This window comes from Pseudomonas putida, assembly GCF_050989985.1.
GTDB lineage: Bacteria > Pseudomonadota > Gammaproteobacteria > Pseudomonadales > Pseudomonadaceae > Aquipseudomonas > Aquipseudomonas putida_AI.
In genome coordinates this window covers 4,603,662-4,620,007 of sequence record NZ_CP158815.1, presented here as the reverse complement: position 1 = coordinate 4,620,007, position 16,346 = coordinate 4,603,662, and the positions used below count along the sequence as shown (strand labels likewise).

The window sequence follows — 16,346 nt, the reverse complement described above, 5'->3', positions numbered from 1 at the left end:
GCGCCTGCGGATTTTTCGCGAGCAAGCTCGCTCCTACAGGATAGGGCACGGTTTTGCCAGTTTGAGTGTTTCAGGTGCACGCCGTGGCGCGAGCACGCGCTCGATCGCGCCACTCAGCATATTTTCCAGTAGCTCGTCCTGCGCCTGTTCATCCAGAACGTGAGCTGACATCCAGCTCGGCGCATTGTTGAGCAGGGCGGCAATGGCATGCCCGGCGGCCAGCAGCCCCGGCTCCTCCAGGCGGGATCGCGCAACCAGCATCTTCAGCAATCGCCGTTCGTACTGCTCGCGCCACTGCCGAACCCGAGCCTGCTGTTCTTCATTCAGGCAACCGGCGTCACGTTCCGCCAGACGGAAGTGCCACGGCATGTCGCGGTGCAGGTTCAGGTGCGCGCGGATCAGGTTGCTGAGCCGGTCACGCTTGGCCGGCGCCTTCTGTTCGATACGCCCGAGCGTGGCCAGCAATTCTTCGTAGAACTCTTCGATCAGGTCCAGCAGCAGGTGCTGTTTGCTCGGGTAATGGTGATACAACGAGCCCGGGGACAACCCCAGGCACGTGGCGAGCTCACGCATGCCGACCTGGCCGAAACCCTTGCTGGCAAACAGCTCCAGCACCTTGTCCCGGTACTCGGCGAAACGCGAGCAGCGCTCAGGCATAGGCATGGAAGCCACGCCCCGTTTTGCGTCCCAGGTAACCGGCGGCGACCATTTCCTTGAGCAGTGGCGCCGGGCGGTATTTGCTGTCGTTGAAGCCGTCGTAGAAGGCTTCCAGGATCGACAGCAAGGTATCGAGACCGATCAGGTCCGCCAAAGCCAGCGGGCCGATCGGCTGGTTGCAGCCCAGGCGCATGCCGGCGTCGATGTCTTCGGCACTGGCCAGGCCTTCCTGAAACACCAGGATCGCTTCGTTGATCATCGGCACCAGGATCCGGTTGACCACAAAGCCCGGACGGTTGCCGGCGGTGATTGCGGTCTTGCCCAGTGCCGTCGCCATGTCCAGCGCCAGGGTGTGGGTGGCGTCGCTGGTTTGCAGGCCGCGGATCACTTCGATCAGGCCCATCACCGGCACCGGGTTGAAGAAGTGCAGGCCGATGAAGCGCTCAGGCTGGCTGACGCTGGCGGCGAGCTGGGTGATCGACAGCGACGAAGTGTTGGAGGCAATCACGCATTCGGCGCTGACCTGCGCGGCGATCTGCTGCAGCACCCGCAGTTTCAGTTCGAGGTTTTCGGTGGCCGCCTCGATCACCATCTGTGCATGGCCCAGATTGCTGTAATCGGTGCTGGTGCGGATCCTTGCGAGGGCTTCGGCTTTCTGCTCAGGCGTCAGGGTCTCTTTGGCAACTTGGCGATCGAGGTTTTTGCCGACGGTCGCGATGGCTTTTTCCAGGGCTTTCTCGGAGATGTCGAGCAAGGTCACGTTGAAACCGGCCAGGGCGCAGACTTGCGCAATACCGTTGCCCATGGTGCCAGCGCCGATCACGCCGATGTTTTGCAGATTCATGTTGCCGTCCTTCGTTCAAACCTCTGCGATACCTTCGCCGTGGTGGCGGTCGAAAGCGTACTATTGCCGCGAGTCTAGAGCTGGCAGGTCGGTTGTCCTATGCCGAAACTGTTCAACGGCGCTGGCGTTTTTTGCCATTTCCAAAGATCGGGAGAGTTGCGTTCACATGCGGGAAAAGGACTCGGTGGCCGCCTATTTCGTGCAGGCAATGATTCACGGGCTGGGCAATCAGCCGCAGCGGGTGCAGGCCGTGCTGGAAGAGGCCGGCGTGGATCCGGCGTTGATGCAGCAGCCCACGGCGCGGGTGCCGGCCAACGCTTTTGCGGCGTTGTGGCTGATACAGATCCGTGAGCTGAATGACGAGTTCTTCGGACTCGACTCCCATGGCATGCCGCCGGGCGCATTTGCCCTGATTTGCCGGGCGCTGATCCAGGAGCCCGATCTGCATAAAGCCATGCGCCAGTGCCTGGCCAATTTCGCCCTGTTCCTGCGCGACTATCGCGGCACCCTGACCGTGCGCGGCAAACGCGCGGTCATCAGTCTGGACAGCCACGCGGCGAACGATGATGTCAGCCGTTTCGGCGAAGAAACTTTCCTGGTGCTGATGATCAGCCTGCTGTGCTGGCTGGGCGGGCGGCGCATTCCCATCGATCGTGCGGATTTTCGTCACCAGCGCCTGCCGCTGAGCGACGATCCCTTGCTCTGGGGGCCGAACCTGACCTTTGGCGCCGAGCGCACCGAGATCGAGTTCGCCAGTCATTACCTGCGTCTGCCGGTGGTTCAGGACCTGGCGTCGCTGAAAGTGTTCCTGCGCACGGCACCGCAGTGGCTGGTGATCCGCTTCCGCAATCAGCACGGCCTGGCGTCACAGGTGCATCAACGCCTGCGTAAAAGCCATTACAGCGACTGGCCGACCCTGCAGGCTTTTGCCCTCGAACAGCACCTGAGCCCCAGCACCTTCCGCCGAAAGCTGGAGCGCGAAGGCTGCTCCTACCAGGAGATCAAGGACGAAGTGCGCCGCGCGGTGGCGTTCGAACAACTGCGCCAGAGCCGCGCGAGCATCAGCGACATCGCCGAACACCTCGGCTTTCAGGAGCCGAGCGCATTTCATCGGGCGTTCAAGAAGTGGACGGGGGAGAGCCCGGGGCGCTATCGGGCGCGGTTTCAGGACGAGGGACAGGCCTCAGGAGTCCTGGGCGGGCCGTGAAACGCTCGGTCCCGCGATCTGTGGCGGCCTGTTTTTCATCAAGCCTTCCAGCGCCTGGCGATACGCGCTACCGCCCAGGCTCATGCTGTTGTTATGCGTCCCGCCGGGGATCAGCAGCAGGCGCTTGGGTTCGTTGGCTGCATTGAACAACTGCTGGCTGAAGCGCGATGGCATGAACGGATCGGCCAGGCCGTGGACCACCAGCAGCGGCATATCGATGTCGACGATCTTGTCGATGGAGTCGAATTTCTGCGAGAGCAGCCAACGCACCGGCAACCAGTTGACGGGCAGGTTGTTGCCGGCCACTTCGGTCACGGCATCGCCCAGCGAGGTGAAGGTCGATTCGATCACCAGGCCGCGCACCGGCACCGCGGTCTTTTCCTTTTTCGCTTGTGCGGCCAGGTCCGCTGCGAGATCGATGGCCACGGCGCCCCCCAGGGAGTGACCGTAGATCAGGCGTTTGCCGGCGTCCGGTTGCATCACCGTGAAGCGCTCCCAGGCGGCCCGGGCGTCCTCGTAAACACTGGCTTCCGATGGCAAGTCACCTTTGCTCTGGCCAAACCCGCGGTAGTCGATCGCCAGCACCGAATACCCCATGGCGCGCAATTGCTCGATGCGGAACGCCTGGCCGGTGAGGTTCCAGCGCACACCGTGCAGGTAAAGGATCGACGGTGCATCGCGACGGGCGGCGGGCCACCACCAGGCATGCAGGTTTTGTCCGGCCTTGAAGCTGGCAGGCTTGATGTCGAACTCCTGAACATCCTGCGGCAAGCCGCGATACCAACTCGCCGTGCCCGGTTCGATGCGGAACAACAGCTCGCGCTCCTTGTACTTGAGCGCGCCGCAACTCACCGGCAGGCCGAGCACCAGCACAGCCATGCACAGCAGCGGCAGCCAGCGTCGGCGCAGACGAGTGAAAAGGGCAGCAGGCATGGGGAGGGCACCGGCACGCAGAGGAAGTGCGCGTTTTAACAGATGTGTGCCGGGGGTGGGGATAATTTCGACAATCCGCAGTGTTGTGTCTGGCCCAAAACCCCTGTGGGAGCGAGCCTGCTCGCGATGACGGCAGTACAGTCAACATCTCTGTCGACTGACACACCGCTATCGCGAGCAGGCTCGCTCCCACAGTGGATGGGCGGCGGCAGTGGGATCAATCCACGCTCAGCACAATCTTGCCCACATGATCGCCAGCCTCCATCCGCGCATGGGCCAGCGATGCATCGGCCAGTGGATAGACCGTGTCGATCATCGGCAGACACCGACCCGCCGCCAGCACGGGCCAGACGTTTTCACGCAGCTGTTGTGCAATCTCGGCTTTCTCTTGTCGGGTCCGCGAACGCAGGAGCGAACCGGTGACCGAGGCGCGTTTGGCCATGATCGCCAGCAGATCGATCTCCTTGGCCACGGCGCCACCGAGGAACCCCAACATCACCAGCCGGCCTTCCATCGCCAGGGCCGCGACGTTGTTGTTCAGGTACGAGCCGCCCATGATGTCGAGCACCACATCGACGCCATGCCCCGAGGTTTTTTCAGCGATGACCCGGGCAAAATCCTGCTCGCGATAGTTGATCGCTTCGGCGCCCAGCTCACGCACGACCGCGCATTTTTCGGCATTGCCCGCCGTGGCGAAGGCTTCGATGCCGAACTCGCGGCAGAGCATCAGCGCGGTGGTGCCGATGCCGCTGGTACCGCCATGGATCAAGGCGCGCTTGCCCTTGCGTGCGCCGCCCATCTCGAACAGGTTGGCCCAGACGGTGAAGTAGGTTTCCGGAATCGCCGCGGCGTGCAGCCAATCCATGCCTTCGGGGATCGGTAAGGTCTGGCTGGCCGGAACCGCGCTGTATTGCGCATACCCGCCGCCATTGGTCAGCGCACAGACCCTGTCGCCGATAGCGAATTCGCTGACACCGGCGCCGACAGCCACCACTTCACCCGCCACCTCCAGCCCCGGAATCGGGCTCATGCCGGGTTTCATCGGATACAGGCCGGCGCGTTGCAGCACATCGGGACGGTTGACCCCGGCAGCGTGCACGCGGATCAGCACATCACCGGCATCCGGCGTGGGGACCGGTGCCTGGCGCGGTTGCAGGACTTGCGGGCCGCCGGGCTGAGTGATTTCGATCTGGATCATGGTTTGGGGCAGTTTCATGCTGGATACCTGTAGTGAAAAATTCGATTCAGTAGGGGAGTGATGGATTCATGCGGTCGCCGGGCGACCACAGGAATGTTTATCCGGATGACGCAGAAGGCGAGCCGCCAACTCCAGAAGCAACGCCAGGACAATCGCCCCCGCCGCAATCACGAACAGCAGCGCATGCTGTCCGCCACTGGCGTTGAACAGCGCCGAATAGGCAAACCCGGTGAGTGCCTGAAAGGTAGCGAACGACACCGTGGCGCGGCTCCAGGCGACCTGTTGTTGATGATGCTCGGGAATCAGTTCATGAACCCGGGCCAAGGCCAGTGGCACGATGCCCGGCGGAAACGAGCCGATGATCACCGCCAGCAATGCCAGTGCCGCGAAGGTGCTGGAAACCGAGAGCAGGCCGAGCGCAATCGCCTGCACCACCAGCACCACTCGAATACTCAGCCTGCCGCCGAGCCGGTCGGCCAGGAACCCGTAGCTCACCGGCCCGATAATCGCGCCCAGGCCGTACATCACCCAGACCATCGCCCCGACCTGCTGCCCGGCACCGATGCCGCGAGCCACGTAATCCACCAGGAACACCATGGCCGGCACCAGTCCGGCCGCCATCAGCGCATATTGGGCAAACAGCAGATAGACGCCCGGATTCATCGGCTTGGAGGTGACCGTGGCTGGCGTCGTGGCTGTTGCATGGGGCGTGGAGGAGGGCCAGCCAAACCAGCTGACCGCCGTCAGGAGCAACGCCAGCACGCCCAGGCCCAGCCAGGTTTGCTGCAAGCCCAGGCTCAGCAGTGGCGGCACGAGGGTCCCTGAACCGGCGATGCCCAGGCCGATGCCGAGAAAGATCGCGCCACTGGCCAGGCCTCTGCGCGCGGCCGGTACATGGGGCAGCACCGTCGCCGCCACCAGCACCATGATCGCGCCACCGGCAATCCCGGACAGCAGGCGCCAGCCAAAGAACCAACTGACCGACAGCGGGAAGGCACAGGCGAAAAACGCCAGGGTCACCGCCAGCATCATCAGGCGCAGTGCGGTTTTGTTCGAGGTCCGGCGAGCCAGCGGATGACCGATCAGTGCGCCGATGAGGTAGCCGACCAGGTTGGCGGCGCCAAGGGTCACCACGTCGCTGGCGGAAAACCAGTGGGCCTGGATCAGCGAGGGGATCAGCGGCGTGTAGGCAAAGCGCGCCAGGCCGATGCTGACCAGGCTGGCGCAGAGGCCGGCGACAATTGGCAACCAGATGCTGCTGCGGGGGAGTTCGGGAGGACGTGAAGGGCTGGCCATGAACGTTGTCCTGTCAGGTTTCAATGGCGCCCAGCATATCCGCGTTCTACGATGCAATAATGCTGCGATTACTCTTGATAGAGATGCATAAATGCATCAGATGGAGGGACCATGAACTGGGATGACGCACGGGTGTTTCTCGCGGTCTGCCGCGAATCGACCTTGCGCGGTGCCGCGCGGGTGCTGGGGGTGGATCAGGCCACGGTCGGCCGGCGGATCACGGCATTGGAAAAGTCACTGAGCGCGACGCTGTTCCTGCGCACTTCCGAAGGTTACGCGCTGACGGCTGTAGGTGAAGCAGCGATGCGTACTGTGGAGAAAATGGAGCATTCGGCACTGGAACTGGAGCGGCGGATCCAGGGCCTGGACGATCGATTGACCGGTACGGTGCGCGTCACCACCACCGACTCCATGGCGATCGATTTCCTGATTCCGGCCATTGCCCGCCTGCATCGCAAACATCCTGATGTGCGGGTGCAACTGGACGCCTCGACACAGTTCCTCAGCCTGGCTAAGCGCGAGGCCGATATCGCCGTACGCAACACAAGGCCGGACAACCCGGACCTGATCGCCCGGCGCATCGCCCGCTGGCCGGTCGGCCTGTTCGCCTCACAGGACTATGTGGACGCCCATGGCATCCCGGAGCCGGGATCGGCGTTCGAAGGGCATGATCTGGTGGTGTATCAGCCGTATTTGCAGAGTGGCAGAGACATGAGTCAGGTTGGTGAACCGCTGGGGCGCGGACGGATAGTCTCGAGCCTGAGTTCCAGCCTGCTGGTGCGCCGTTCCATCGCGGCGGGGATCGGGATTGGCGAAATTCCGGTGTACTTGGGGCAGAGAGATGGATTGGTCAGGCTATGGCCGGAGCGCACCCGGTCGTTGCCTTATGACGTGTGGCTGGTGACCCACGCCGACCTGCGGCATACCGCCAGGGTGCGGGTGGTGATCGATGAGATTGTCGAAGGGTTTTCCGGAACCGGCGAATAACCTGTAGGAGCGAGCTTGCTCGCGATAGCGGTGGATCAATCGACACAAAGGTTGAATGTGTCACCGCCATCGCGAGCAAGCTCGCTCCTACAGGGGGTTATGGCATCTCAGGCAATTCCTGCGGCCGCAGGTCGAACACCAGCACCTCGGCATCCACCCCGTTGCTCAAGGTCAGCAACTGCTCGTCACGAACCCGCACGCCGTCGCCTTCCTTCAGGCTCAGGCCATTGAGTTCAACGCTGCCCCGCGCCACATGCACATAGGCGTAACGATTGGCGGCCAGTTCCAGGGTGGCGCTTTCCTGGCCGTCGATCAGGCCGGCATACACCCGCGCATCCTGGCGCACCTTCAGCGAACCCTTGGCACCGTCGGGGGAGATGATCAGTTGCAGGCGGCCGCGTTTTTTCTGCGGGCTGAAATGCTCCTGCTGATAGCGCGGCTTGGCGCCGCTGACCTCCGGCACGATCCAGATTTGCAGAAAGTGCACCGGGCGCTTGTCCGAGTGGTTGTATTCACTGTGGGCCACGCCGCTGCCGGCACTCATCAATTGCACGTCGCCTGGGCGGATCACCGAACCTGTGCCCAGGGTGTCCTTGTGTTCCAGGGCGCCATCAAGCACGTAGGAAAAAATTTCCATGTCGCGGTGCGGGTGCTGGCCAAAACCCTTGCCAGCCGCCACACGGTCATCGTTGATCACCAACAGATCGGAAAAACCCTGTTCTTTCGGGTTGCGATAGTTGGCGAAGGAAAAGGTGTGGAACGACTTCAACCAGCCATGATTGGCCATGCCGCGATCAGAAGCTTTGCGAAGGGTCAGCATGATGAAATCTCCTGTGGGGACGTGAATTCGTCCGAGTGAGGAGAAGGTTAATGGTTACTCGCAGGTGCAATAAGTAGATGAAAATTGAAATACTGTCTCTCTCAGGTTGACAGTTGTGTGAAATGAATCACCGACGCTTGCTTCATACTTGGTCATAATGCACAGCACCGAACCTGTAGGAGCGAGCCTGCTCGCGATGGCGATATCACCTTCAACATCGTTGGTGACTGATACACCGTCATCGCGAGCAGGCTCGCTCCCACATGGAATAGATGCCAGTCAGTCATCCCTTTGAATCCAGTGATATCCAACCCATGAAAACCGTGGCAATGGTGCTGTTCCCCGATTTCCTCCTGCTCGACATGGCCGGGCCGATGGAGGTGTTTTCCATTGCCAATCGCTATCTCAAGCCCGAAGACCACTATGTACTGACGACCATCGGCACCGAGCCCGGTGTGTTGCGTGCGTCCAATGGCGTCAGCGTGCAGGCCGACCTGCACATCGACCAGGCCTGTGACGGTTTCGACCTGCTGCTGGTGCCCGGCGGGCCCGGTGCCTACAACGAAAAACATCCACCGTTGCTGGACTGGCTCAAGCACAACGTCCATCGCTCCAGGGCCTATGGCTCGATCTGCACCGGCGCCTTTGTCCTGGGCCATGCCGGGTTGATCGACGGCTACCGCGTGACCACCCACTGGCACTACACCGAACGCCTGATCAAGGCGTTCCCGAAAACCATCGTCGAGACCGACCTGATCTACGTGCAGGATCGCAACCTGATCACCTCCGGCGGCGTGACCGCCGGCATCGACCTGGCGCTGTCGGTGGTCGCCGAAGACCACGGGAAGAAGGTCGCCCAGGACGTGGCCAAGGTGTTGCTGGTGGTGATGAAGCGCCAGGGCGGCCAGGCGCAGTTCAGCCCGTTGATGGCGACGGTGGCGCCTCAGGAAACGGCCATCACCCGCGTGCAGAACCATGTGCTGGAACACCTCGACGAAAGCTTCAGCATCGAACGCATGGCCGCATTGGCGACCATGAGTGCGCGGCATTTCGCCAGGGTGTTCGCCCGTGAAGTGGGCATGACACCCATGGAGTTCCTGCAGAGCGCCCGGATCGACTGCGCACGTACGCTGCTGGAGACCAGCGATTTGCCGCTCAAGACCGTGGCCTTCAAGAGCGGTTTCGGCAGCGTGCGCCACATGCGTTTTCTGTTCGGTGAAAAACTTGGCCTGACCCCGACCCAGTACCGCGAACAATTCAGCTGAGGCCTGTGGCGCCGTGCGAAGTACCCTGATGGCCGAGTCGGGCATCCGAATGGCCGTGGCGCTCCCCCCGAAGTGGTTGTACCGTCATCAGAGCCTGCCAAGATAACCTTGAACTCATTGCAAGGAAGGTACGGAGCCTGGATGGACTCGCGTGCCGGGCAGGCTCCTGGCGGGTGACGTTAGATGAACAGCCTTGGACATACACACAGCGACACGGTGCTGCGGTTCGGCCCCTACACGTTCCACCTGCAGCAGCGACTGGTCCTGGAAGGCGATCAGCCGATGCGCCTGGGCGGGCGGGCCCTGGATATCCTGCAGGTGCTGGTCGAACACGCAGGCGCCGTCATCAGCAAAGAGCACATCATCGCCCGGGTTTGGCCGCGCTCGGTGGTCGAGGAAATCAACCTGCGGGTGCACATCGCCGCACTGCGCCGGGCCTTTCGCGACGGGCAGGACGGCCACTGCTACATCATCAACATTCCCCAGCGCGGCTACAGTTTCGTCGCGCCTGTGCAACAGGCATCGGAAATCAACCCGATCCCCGTCGAACACCTGCATAAACCCCAACACAACCTGCCGGCGCGGCTGACCCCGATCATCGGGCGCGATGCGGTGGTGGGCAACTTGATGCGGTTGCTGCCAACGCGGCGCCTGATGACCCTGGTCGGGCCCTGCGGGATCGGCAAGACCACCGTCGCGCTGCGGGCCGGCGAGCTGCTGTTGCAGCATTTCCGCGACGGTGTGTGGTGGGTGGATCTGGCGTTGATCGATGACCCGCAGCAGTTGCTCGATCACCTGACCCACAGCCTGGATCTCACCCGAGAGGCACTGGAACAACGGCATGCGCTGTTGATCCTCGATAATTGCGAACACCTGCTGGAGCGCTGCCGGTCGCTGGTCGAATCACTGCTGGCCTCGGCACCACGCCTGTCGATCCTGGTGACCAGCCGCGAGCCGCTGCTGGCCACTGGCGAAATGCTGCTGCCATTGCCGCCACTGGTGGTGCCGCCGGCGTTGGCGCTGCGCAGTGTCGATGAAGTGATGGGGTATTCGGCGGTGCAACTATTCGTCAGCCGTGCCCGTGCTCGCCAGCAGGGGTTTGCCCTGCGCGAGCAAGACCTGAGGATCGTGCGCGACATCTGCCGGCGGCTCGATGGGTTGCCCCTGGCGATAGAGCTGGCGGCAGCGCAGATCGACGCGCTGGCGCTGGTGGGGGTGCAAGCGCAACTGGATAACTGCTTTCAGTTGCTGACCCAGGGCCGGCGCACCGCAATCCCCCGGCACCAGACCCTCAAGGCGGCCCTGGACTGGAGTTATGAGCGCTTGAGCCCGGTGGAACAGACCGTGCTGCAGCGGCTTGCGGTGTTCAAATCGGCGTTCACCCTGGACGCCGCGCTAGGGGTGGTCAGTTGCGACACGCAGGTCACCGCCAGCCTGACCAAGGTGCTGGACAGCCTGACACTCAAGTCGCTGTTGTCGCTGGAACAGGCCCAGGGCGTGAGCCGTTATCGCTTGCTCAACACCACCCGTCGCTATGCCCTGGAAATGCTCGAGTGCAGGAGCGAGCTCCTACAGTGATTTTGGTTTGGCCATAGTTTTTTGCGTACACATGCGTGACGTGTGGGAGTGAGCCTGCTCGCGATGGCGGTATGTCAAACGCCATTGATGTTGAATGTGCCGGCCTCATCGCGAGCAGGCTCGCTCCTACAAGGGAATGCGAGCTCCAGTAGGAGGTCCTACAAAGCAACGTTGTCATGCAACTCATCGAGCAAATGGCGCACGGCGATCAGGTCTGGAGTTGAATGGCCTTCCGTGAAGCGTTGGTAGATCGGCGCCAGCAATTGATGGGCTTGCCGGTAGCGCCGCTGGCGCTGCCATAGTCGCGCCAAGGAGGTAGCGCTACGCAGTTCCCAGGCCAGTGCGCCCTGGGACCTGGCCACGTTGAGCGCCTTGAGCAGTACGGTTTCGGCGGTGCAATCCTTGACCGGGCACGCTTCGGCCAGCAGCGCATCGGCCCTGGCCCGCAGAATCTCCGCCGTGCTCCAGCCTGCCGCGCCGCTGTCGGCGCGGGTGAGCAGGTGGTCGTCGACGAAAGTGCTGTCGAGCGTGACCATGATGTCCTTGATCAACCCCAGCCCCGGACGCGGCGCGGTCTGCCCATCGTCAGCGTCGATGACCTGCGCATAGTGCTGCGCCCAGGTGTAGAACAGCAGCACCGAATGTTTTTGTGCCTGCTCCAGCAGCATGCGCAACAGGTGGCGGGCGGTGTCGTGGTCGCCGTTGTAGTGGGCGATCAGGCAACCCGAAAGTGCCAGGGTGTAGCAGATCGACGTGCCGTGGTTGATCTGCAGGGCAATGTCCAGGGCCTGCCGTGCCGTGCGCCAGGCCTGCTCCGGTTGCCCCTGCAGCCATAGAATGCGCGCCAGGATGGTCAGGGCGGCCACGCTCTGGTCGTATTGCACGCCAAAGCCATGGGTGAACCGGTTGAGGTGGCCGCTGTGGGCCATGCGCTGGATCACCTCTTCAGCGTTGAGCCGCGCCCGGGACTGGTCGCCGGCAAAGTGCAGGGCCAATACCCGCAATCGATGGGTACTCAGCGACAGCAGCGGGTCGCCGTGCAAGCCCAGTTGGTCGAATTGCCGGGTCTGATCCAGGGCCAGCTGATATTGGCCGCAACTGAGGTTGACCGCCATGTGCCCGGAGACCGCGCGCAACTCGCCGACAACGTCATTGCATTGCCTGGCCAAGGCCCTGGCGGTGACGAAGGCGCCAATGGTCTCCGCAGTGCCGCCCTGGACGTGGTAACAGGCGCTGCCGAGGGCCAGCTTCAGAGTCATTTGCAGGCGCGGACAGGGCTCGGCTGCGGTATCGAGCAAAGCCAGGGCCTTGCGCACATAACCGCCGTGCTCCTTGAGCAGCGACAGCTCCTGCCAGAGTGGCGTGGACGCCGCCGTCAGGCGGATCGCCAGGGCCTGCGGTCCCTGCGCGTTCAGGCCCCAGTCGAGGGCCGCGCGAATGTCTTCCAGGCCACGGGCGTAACGCTCGATCCACAGCGTGGTTGGCGTGCGCTCCCATTCTTTCTGCGCCTGCTGCATCAAGATCAGGCAGCGTTCGGTGTGACGCTCCCGGGTGGCGGGCAGTTCGCTGGCCTGTTCGAGTTTTTCCAGGGCGTAGCGGCGGGTGGTGTCGAGCAGACGGTAGAACACCTCTTCGTCACCCACATCCACGCTCAGCAAGGACTTGGCCACCAGTTGCGTGATCGAGCCAAATACCTCGCGCGGTTCGATGTGTTCACCGACGATCACCGCCGCGGCAGATGCCAGGGTGAAGCCGCCACGGAAGATGCCCAGTCGGCGCAGGCAGGTCTTTTCGCAGACGCTGAGCAGTTCGAAGCTCCAGTCCAGTGTGGCGCGCAGGGTCTGATGGCGGCCCAGGCTGGTCTGGCTGCAGTGGGTGAGCAGGCGAAAACTGTCTTGCAGTTGCCCGAGCAAACCGTCCAGGCCGAGGCTGGTGACTTGCGCCGCCGCCAGCTCCAGGGCCAGTGGAATGCCGTCCAGGCGTCGGCAGATATCGATCACCAGCGGCAACTGCGCATCCGTGAAATCGAAGCTGTCGTGGCTGGCCATAGCCCGCTCGATGAACAGCTGCAACGCGGAAAAGCCCAGCGCCTGGGCGCGGTCCAGCACGGCGATGGGCGGCGGACAGTCGAGGGATTCCAGGCGCTGGACGAACTCTCCTTCGGCCCGCAGGCTCTCGCGGCTGGTGGCCAGGATGTGCAGCTGTGGCGCACCACGCAGCAGGCTCTCGCACAGCAGGGCCACGTCGTCGAGCAGGTGCTCGCAGTTGTCGATGACCAACAGCATCTGCCGCTCGCGCAGGAACCGGGCGAGGCTATTCAGCGGTTCGCCGTCGTGCAGGGACAGTTCCAGCAGCGCGGCCAGATGGCCGGTGATCATCAGCGGGTCAGTGATTGGGGCCAGGTCCAGCAGACGGATGCCGTCACGGTAGCGACCGATCAACTGCTCGGCGACGCTCAGGGCGACAGTGGTCTTGCCGATGCCCCCGGGGCCGACCAGGGTGATGAAGCGCTGGCGCGGCAGCTGTGTCATCAGGTTGTCGACCAGCGCCTGGCGCCCGATCAGGCGGGTGCTGCGCAGGGGCAGGTTGTGCCCGCGGGACTCAATCGGGTCACTGGGCGGGCGAGGCTGGTTTTGTTCGAGAAAGAACGGTGCGACGAAACTGTAGCCGCGCTGGGCCACGGTCACGATATAGCGCTGGCCGGCCTGACCGTCGCCGAGGGCCTTGCGCAGGGCGGCCATGTGCACCCGCAGGTTGATCTCTTCGACCACGGTGTCGGGCCAGACTTCAGCCATCAGTTGTTGCTTGCTGACCACGTTCCCGGCGTGTTTCAACAGAATCAACAGGATGTCCATGGCTCGTCGCCCCAGGCGCAGGGGCTGGTCGGCCTCCATCGCCAGGCGTTGTGCGGGGTAGATCCTGTAGGGGCCGAAATGCACCGCCTGGTCGAGGGAAAGGGTCAACGGGTCGCTCCTGTTGCAGCCGTCTGTTACGCGGGTTTCAGGCATATTCCTCAGGTTCTGGCGTCAACGCAATGCGTTGCTCGATTGACTCCTGGGGCAGGGATTGACTGTAGCGTATCAATGGATCGCGTCGGTCCCGTGAACATTGGGCGCCGCCTCGGTCGAGGCGGTGGGTGGCCGTGGAAAATTAACAACGTTTAACTCGTCGTCCTCCCGTTCTAACTCAACACTCAACTCCTGTAGGAGCTGCCGCAGGCTGCGATCTTTTGATCTTGCCTTTGAAAAATCAAAAGATCGCAGCCTCGTTGCACTCGACAGCTCCTACAGGGATCTCATTCATCGGAAGGACGCCGTAATGATCAACGTAGTGGTGGTCTATCACAGCGGCTACGGGCATACCCGGGTCATCGCCGAGGCGGTGGCCCGAGGCGTGGAACGGCATCCAGACAGTCGCTGCCGACTGATAACCGTCGAAGACGTCGAAGACCACTGGGACCTGCTGCACCACGCCGACGCGATCATCTTCGGCGCCCCCACCTACATGGGCAGCGCGTCGGCGGCCTTCAAGGGCTTCATGGAAGCTACTGCCGACTTCTATCTGGCGCAACCCTGGCGCGACAAGCTGGCCGCCGGCTTCACCAACTCCGGCTGCCTGTGCGGCGACAAACTCAACACCTTGCTGCAGATGGCGGTGTTCGCTGCCCAGCATTCGATGATCTGGGTCGGCCTCGACCTGCTGCCCGCCCGCGCAGGCGCTGGGGGCTTCGATGGGCAGCTCAATCGCCTGGGCAGTTCGCTGGGCGCCATGGCCCAGTCGAATGTCGAGCTATCCCCCGAGCAGGCACCCCCCGCCGAGGACCGCTGCACCGCCGCGTATCTGGGAGAGCGGGTGGCGCGACTGGCGGCGCGAATGAGAAGGGAAGATTAAGAACAAACAGGTACGCAGTCCCCTGTAGGAGCTGCCGCAGGCTGCGATCTTTTGATCTTGCCTTTAAAAGATCGCAGCCTCGTTGCACTCGACAGCTCCTACAGGGATTTTGGCTCACACGCAGATGTTGTAGGCAGCCCCGGACTCTGTAGGAGCTGCCGAAGGCTGCGATCTTTTGCTTTTAAGGCCACCTACGACCCGACAACGCCAGGCAAACGGGTTGATGCCTTCGCTGCGGGTAAACATGTGGCAGAAATGCGCCTGATCGCAAAAGCCGCACTCCAGGCTGATTTGCGTGAGGCTCAGGTCCGTGTGCTGGATCAACAGCTTGGCCCGGGCAATGCGCTGCTGGCGAATCCAGTCCTGGGGGGAAAGGCCGGTGCTGCATTTGAAGGCGCGGGAAAAATGACTGCGCGACAGCGAACAGGCATGAGCCAGTTCGGTCACTTCGAGGGGTTCACCGAGGCGTTCGAGGATCAGTTGCTTGACCAATCGCTCTCGCTGCGGGCTGAGGCCCCCGGCGTTTTTTCCTGGGGTTTGTGCGACTGTCGCGCGGACGGCGTTTTGCTGTGATTGAGCCATGGCGAATGTCCGTGTCGGTAGGCCTCATTCTTGAAGCCGAGCGCTCTGGCTTGCGAGTTAAACGTTGTTAATTCCACGCCCACTGCGGGGACGTCTGGCGTAAAGTCAGCCACAATCGCCCTCCGTACCTGGCCTGTCACACAAGGAACCCGTGCCTGTGAATCGAAATGATCTGCGTCGCGTCGACATGAACCTGCTGGTGATTTTCGAAGCACTGATGTTCGAGAAAAACCTCACCCGCGTGGCGGAAAAACTGTTCATGGGCCAGCCGGCGGTGAGCGCCGCGCTTGGCCGGTTGCGCGATCTGTTCGACGATCCCTTGCTGTTGCGCAACGGTCGCGGCATGGAGCCGACGGGGAGGGCGCTGGCGATTCTCAAGGAATTGCAGCCGGCAATGGACGTGATTTCCGGTGCGGTCAGCCGGGCCAAGGAGTTCGATCCGACGACCAGCAGTGATGTGTTTCGCATCGGGCTGTCGGACGATGCCGAGTTCGGTCTGTTTCCACCCTTGTTGCGTCAGTTACAGGAAGAGGCACCGGGGATCGTGGTCGTGGTGCGCCGCGCCAATTACCTGCTGATGCCGGCGTTGCTGGCCTCCGGTGAAATCTCCGTGGGCGTGAGCTACACCACGGAATTGCCGGCCAATGCCAAGCGCAAGAAACTGCGGGACATTCCATGCAAGGTGCTGCGCGGCGACACCCGGCCGGGCCCGCTGACCCTCGACGAATATTGCGCCAGGCCCCATGCAATGGTGTCGTTTTCCGGCGACTTGAGCGGCAACATCGACCTGGACCTGGCCAAGGTCGGACGCTGCCGCAAGGTGGTGCTGGGCGTGCCGCAATTCAGTGGCCTGCGCGCGTTGCTGGCGGGCACCGAGATGATCGCCACCGTGCCCGACTATGCCGCCTGCGCACTGGTCGAGGGATGTGGCCTGCGCGCTGAAGACCCGCCCTTTGAAATCGAAGCCGCGCAGTTGTCCATGGCCTGGAGCGGCGTCCACGACAACGACCCGGCGGAGCGCTGGCTGCGCTCGCGCATCAGCCAGTTCATGTCCGCGCCGCTCGACACCTCCGGGACCGCCTGACACA

The 16,346-nt window shown here is 62.8% G+C and carries 14 protein-coding genes; 6 read left to right on the top strand and 8 right to left on the bottom strand.

Annotated features, from left to right (window positions below; all coding sequences use genetic code 11):
* Positions 1–33: 33 nt before the first annotated feature.
* Positions 34–663, bottom strand: coding sequence for a TetR/AcrR family transcriptional regulator (locus ABTV29_RS21025; RefSeq protein WP_433766606.1), 630 nt, complete (start codon positions 661–663; stop codon positions 34–36).
* Positions 650–1,501, bottom strand: coding sequence for a 3-hydroxybutyryl-CoA dehydrogenase (locus ABTV29_RS21020; RefSeq protein WP_433766605.1), 852 nt, complete (start codon positions 1,499–1,501; stop codon positions 650–652). Before ABTV29_RS21020 ends, ABTV29_RS21025 begins: the two co-directional genes overlap by 14 nt.
* Positions 1,502–1,667: 166 nt before the next feature.
* Between ABTV29_RS21020 and ABTV29_RS21015 the strand changes: the two genes are divergently transcribed.
* On the top strand, positions 1,668–2,708 hold the full coding sequence (locus ABTV29_RS21015; protein ID WP_433766604.1) for an AraC family transcriptional regulator: 1,041 nt from the start codon (positions 1,668–1,670) through the stop codon (positions 2,706–2,708).
* On the opposite strand, the gene ABTV29_RS21010 is transcribed toward ABTV29_RS21015, so the two are convergent.
* The 3 genes from ABTV29_RS21010 to ABTV29_RS21000 all read right to left on the bottom strand — a co-directional run bounded on the left by ABTV29_RS21010 (position 2,685) and on the right by ABTV29_RS21000 (position 6,135).
* A complete protein-coding gene (locus ABTV29_RS21010; RefSeq protein WP_433766603.1) occupies positions 2,685–3,641 on the bottom strand; it encodes an alpha/beta hydrolase in 957 nt (318 codons plus the stop codon). The two genes, ABTV29_RS21015 and ABTV29_RS21010, sit on opposite strands and share 24 nt — an antisense overlap.
* A 217-nt stretch (positions 3,642–3,858) precedes the next feature.
* Positions 3,859–4,857 carry an NAD(P)H-quinone oxidoreductase gene (locus tag ABTV29_RS21005; RefSeq protein WP_433766602.1) on the bottom strand — a complete coding sequence of 333 codons (999 nt, stop codon included), beginning with the start codon at positions 4,855–4,857 and terminating at the stop codon, positions 3,859–3,861.
* Between the two features lie 48 nt (positions 4,858–4,905).
* A complete protein-coding gene (locus ABTV29_RS21000) occupies positions 4,906–6,135 on the bottom strand; it encodes a YbfB/YjiJ family MFS transporter (protein WP_433766601.1) in 1,230 nt (409 codons plus the stop codon).
* Between the two features lie 111 nt (positions 6,136–6,246).
* Between ABTV29_RS21000 and ABTV29_RS20995 the strand changes: the two genes are divergently transcribed.
* Positions 6,247–7,122: a LysR family transcriptional regulator gene (locus tag ABTV29_RS20995; protein WP_433766600.1), complete on the top strand. Its 876-nt coding sequence runs from the start codon at positions 6,247–6,249 to the stop codon at positions 7,120–7,122.
* A gap of 97 nt (positions 7,123–7,219) precedes the next feature.
* Here the strand turns inward: ABTV29_RS20995 and ABTV29_RS20990 are convergent, their stop codons facing one another.
* The gene (locus tag ABTV29_RS20990; RefSeq protein ID WP_433766599.1) at positions 7,220–7,942 is read right to left on the bottom strand and encodes a pirin family protein; all 723 of its coding nucleotides are present in this window, start codon (positions 7,940–7,942) and stop codon (positions 7,220–7,222) included.
* 314 nt (positions 7,943–8,256) lie between these two features.
* Between ABTV29_RS20990 and ABTV29_RS20985 the strand changes: the two genes are divergently transcribed.
* Both ABTV29_RS20985 and ABTV29_RS20980 read left to right on the top strand, forming a co-directional pair.
* On the top strand, positions 8,257–9,207 hold the full coding sequence (locus ABTV29_RS20985; protein ID WP_433766598.1) for a GlxA family transcriptional regulator: 951 nt from the start codon (positions 8,257–8,259) through the stop codon (positions 9,205–9,207).
* Between the two features lie 183 nt (positions 9,208–9,390).
* Positions 9,391–10,785, top strand: a complete 1,395-nt coding sequence (locus tag ABTV29_RS20980) for an ATP-binding protein (protein WP_433766597.1) — start codon at positions 9,391–9,393, stop codon at positions 10,783–10,785.
* Positions 10,786–10,943: 158 nt separating this feature from the next.
* Here the strand turns inward: ABTV29_RS20980 and ABTV29_RS20975 are convergent, their stop codons facing one another.
* Entirely contained in the window at positions 10,944–13,748 is a 2,805-nt protein-coding gene (locus tag ABTV29_RS20975; protein WP_433766596.1) for an ATP-binding protein, read from the bottom strand.
* 355 nt (positions 13,749–14,103) lie between these two features.
* Here ABTV29_RS20975 and ABTV29_RS20970 point away from each other — a divergent pair, with 355 nt between their 5' ends.
* Positions 14,104–14,676: a flavodoxin family protein gene (locus ABTV29_RS20970; RefSeq protein WP_433766595.1), complete on the top strand. Its 573-nt coding sequence runs from the start codon at positions 14,104–14,106 to the stop codon at positions 14,674–14,676.
* A gap of 114 nt (positions 14,677–14,790) precedes the next feature.
* Here ABTV29_RS20970 and ABTV29_RS20965 read toward each other — a convergent pair whose 3' ends face one another.
* A complete protein-coding gene (locus ABTV29_RS20965) occupies positions 14,791–15,258 on the bottom strand; it encodes a helix-turn-helix domain-containing protein (protein WP_433766594.1) in 468 nt (155 codons plus the stop codon).
* Positions 15,259–15,415: 157 nt separating this feature from the next.
* Between ABTV29_RS20965 and ABTV29_RS20960 the strand changes: the two genes are divergently transcribed.
* Entirely contained in the window at positions 15,416–16,342 is a 927-nt protein-coding gene (locus ABTV29_RS20960; RefSeq protein ID WP_433766593.1) for a LysR substrate-binding domain-containing protein, read from the top strand.
* The last annotated feature ends 4 nt before the right edge of the window (positions 16,343–16,346 follow it).

Coding starts and splice junctions, on each gene's coding strand:
- ABTV29_RS21025 (WP_433766606.1), bottom strand. CDS start 663: ATGCCTATGCCTGAGCGCTGCTCGCGTTTCGCCGAGTACCGGGACAAG.
- ABTV29_RS21020 (WP_433766605.1), bottom strand. CDS start 1,501: ATGAATCTGCAAAACATCGGCGTGATCGGCGCTGGCACCATGGGCAAC.
- ABTV29_RS21015 (WP_433766604.1), top strand. CDS start 1,668: ATGCGGGAAAAGGACTCGGTGGCCGCCTATTTCGTGCAGGCAATGATT.
- ABTV29_RS21010 (WP_433766603.1), bottom strand. CDS start 3,641: ATGCCTGCTGCCCTTTTCACTCGTCTGCGCCGACGCTGGCTGCCGCTG.
- ABTV29_RS21005 (WP_433766602.1), bottom strand. CDS start 4,857: ATGAAACTGCCCCAAACCATGATCCAGATCGAAATCACTCAGCCCGGC.
- ABTV29_RS21000 (WP_433766601.1), bottom strand. CDS start 6,135: ATGGCCAGCCCTTCACGTCCTCCCGAACTCCCCCGCAGCAGCATCTGG.
- ABTV29_RS20995 (WP_433766600.1), top strand. CDS start 6,247: ATGAACTGGGATGACGCACGGGTGTTTCTCGCGGTCTGCCGCGAATCG.
- ABTV29_RS20990 (WP_433766599.1), bottom strand. CDS start 7,942: ATGCTGACCCTTCGCAAAGCTTCTGATCGCGGCATGGCCAATCATGGC.
- ABTV29_RS20985 (WP_433766598.1), top strand. CDS start 8,257: ATGAAAACCGTGGCAATGGTGCTGTTCCCCGATTTCCTCCTGCTCGAC.
- ABTV29_RS20980 (WP_433766597.1), top strand. CDS start 9,391: ATGAACAGCCTTGGACATACACACAGCGACACGGTGCTGCGGTTCGGC.
- ABTV29_RS20970 (WP_433766595.1), top strand. CDS start 14,104: ATGATCAACGTAGTGGTGGTCTATCACAGCGGCTACGGGCATACCCGG.
- ABTV29_RS20965 (WP_433766594.1), bottom strand. CDS start 15,258: ATGGCTCAATCACAGCAAAACGCCGTCCGCGCGACAGTCGCACAAACC.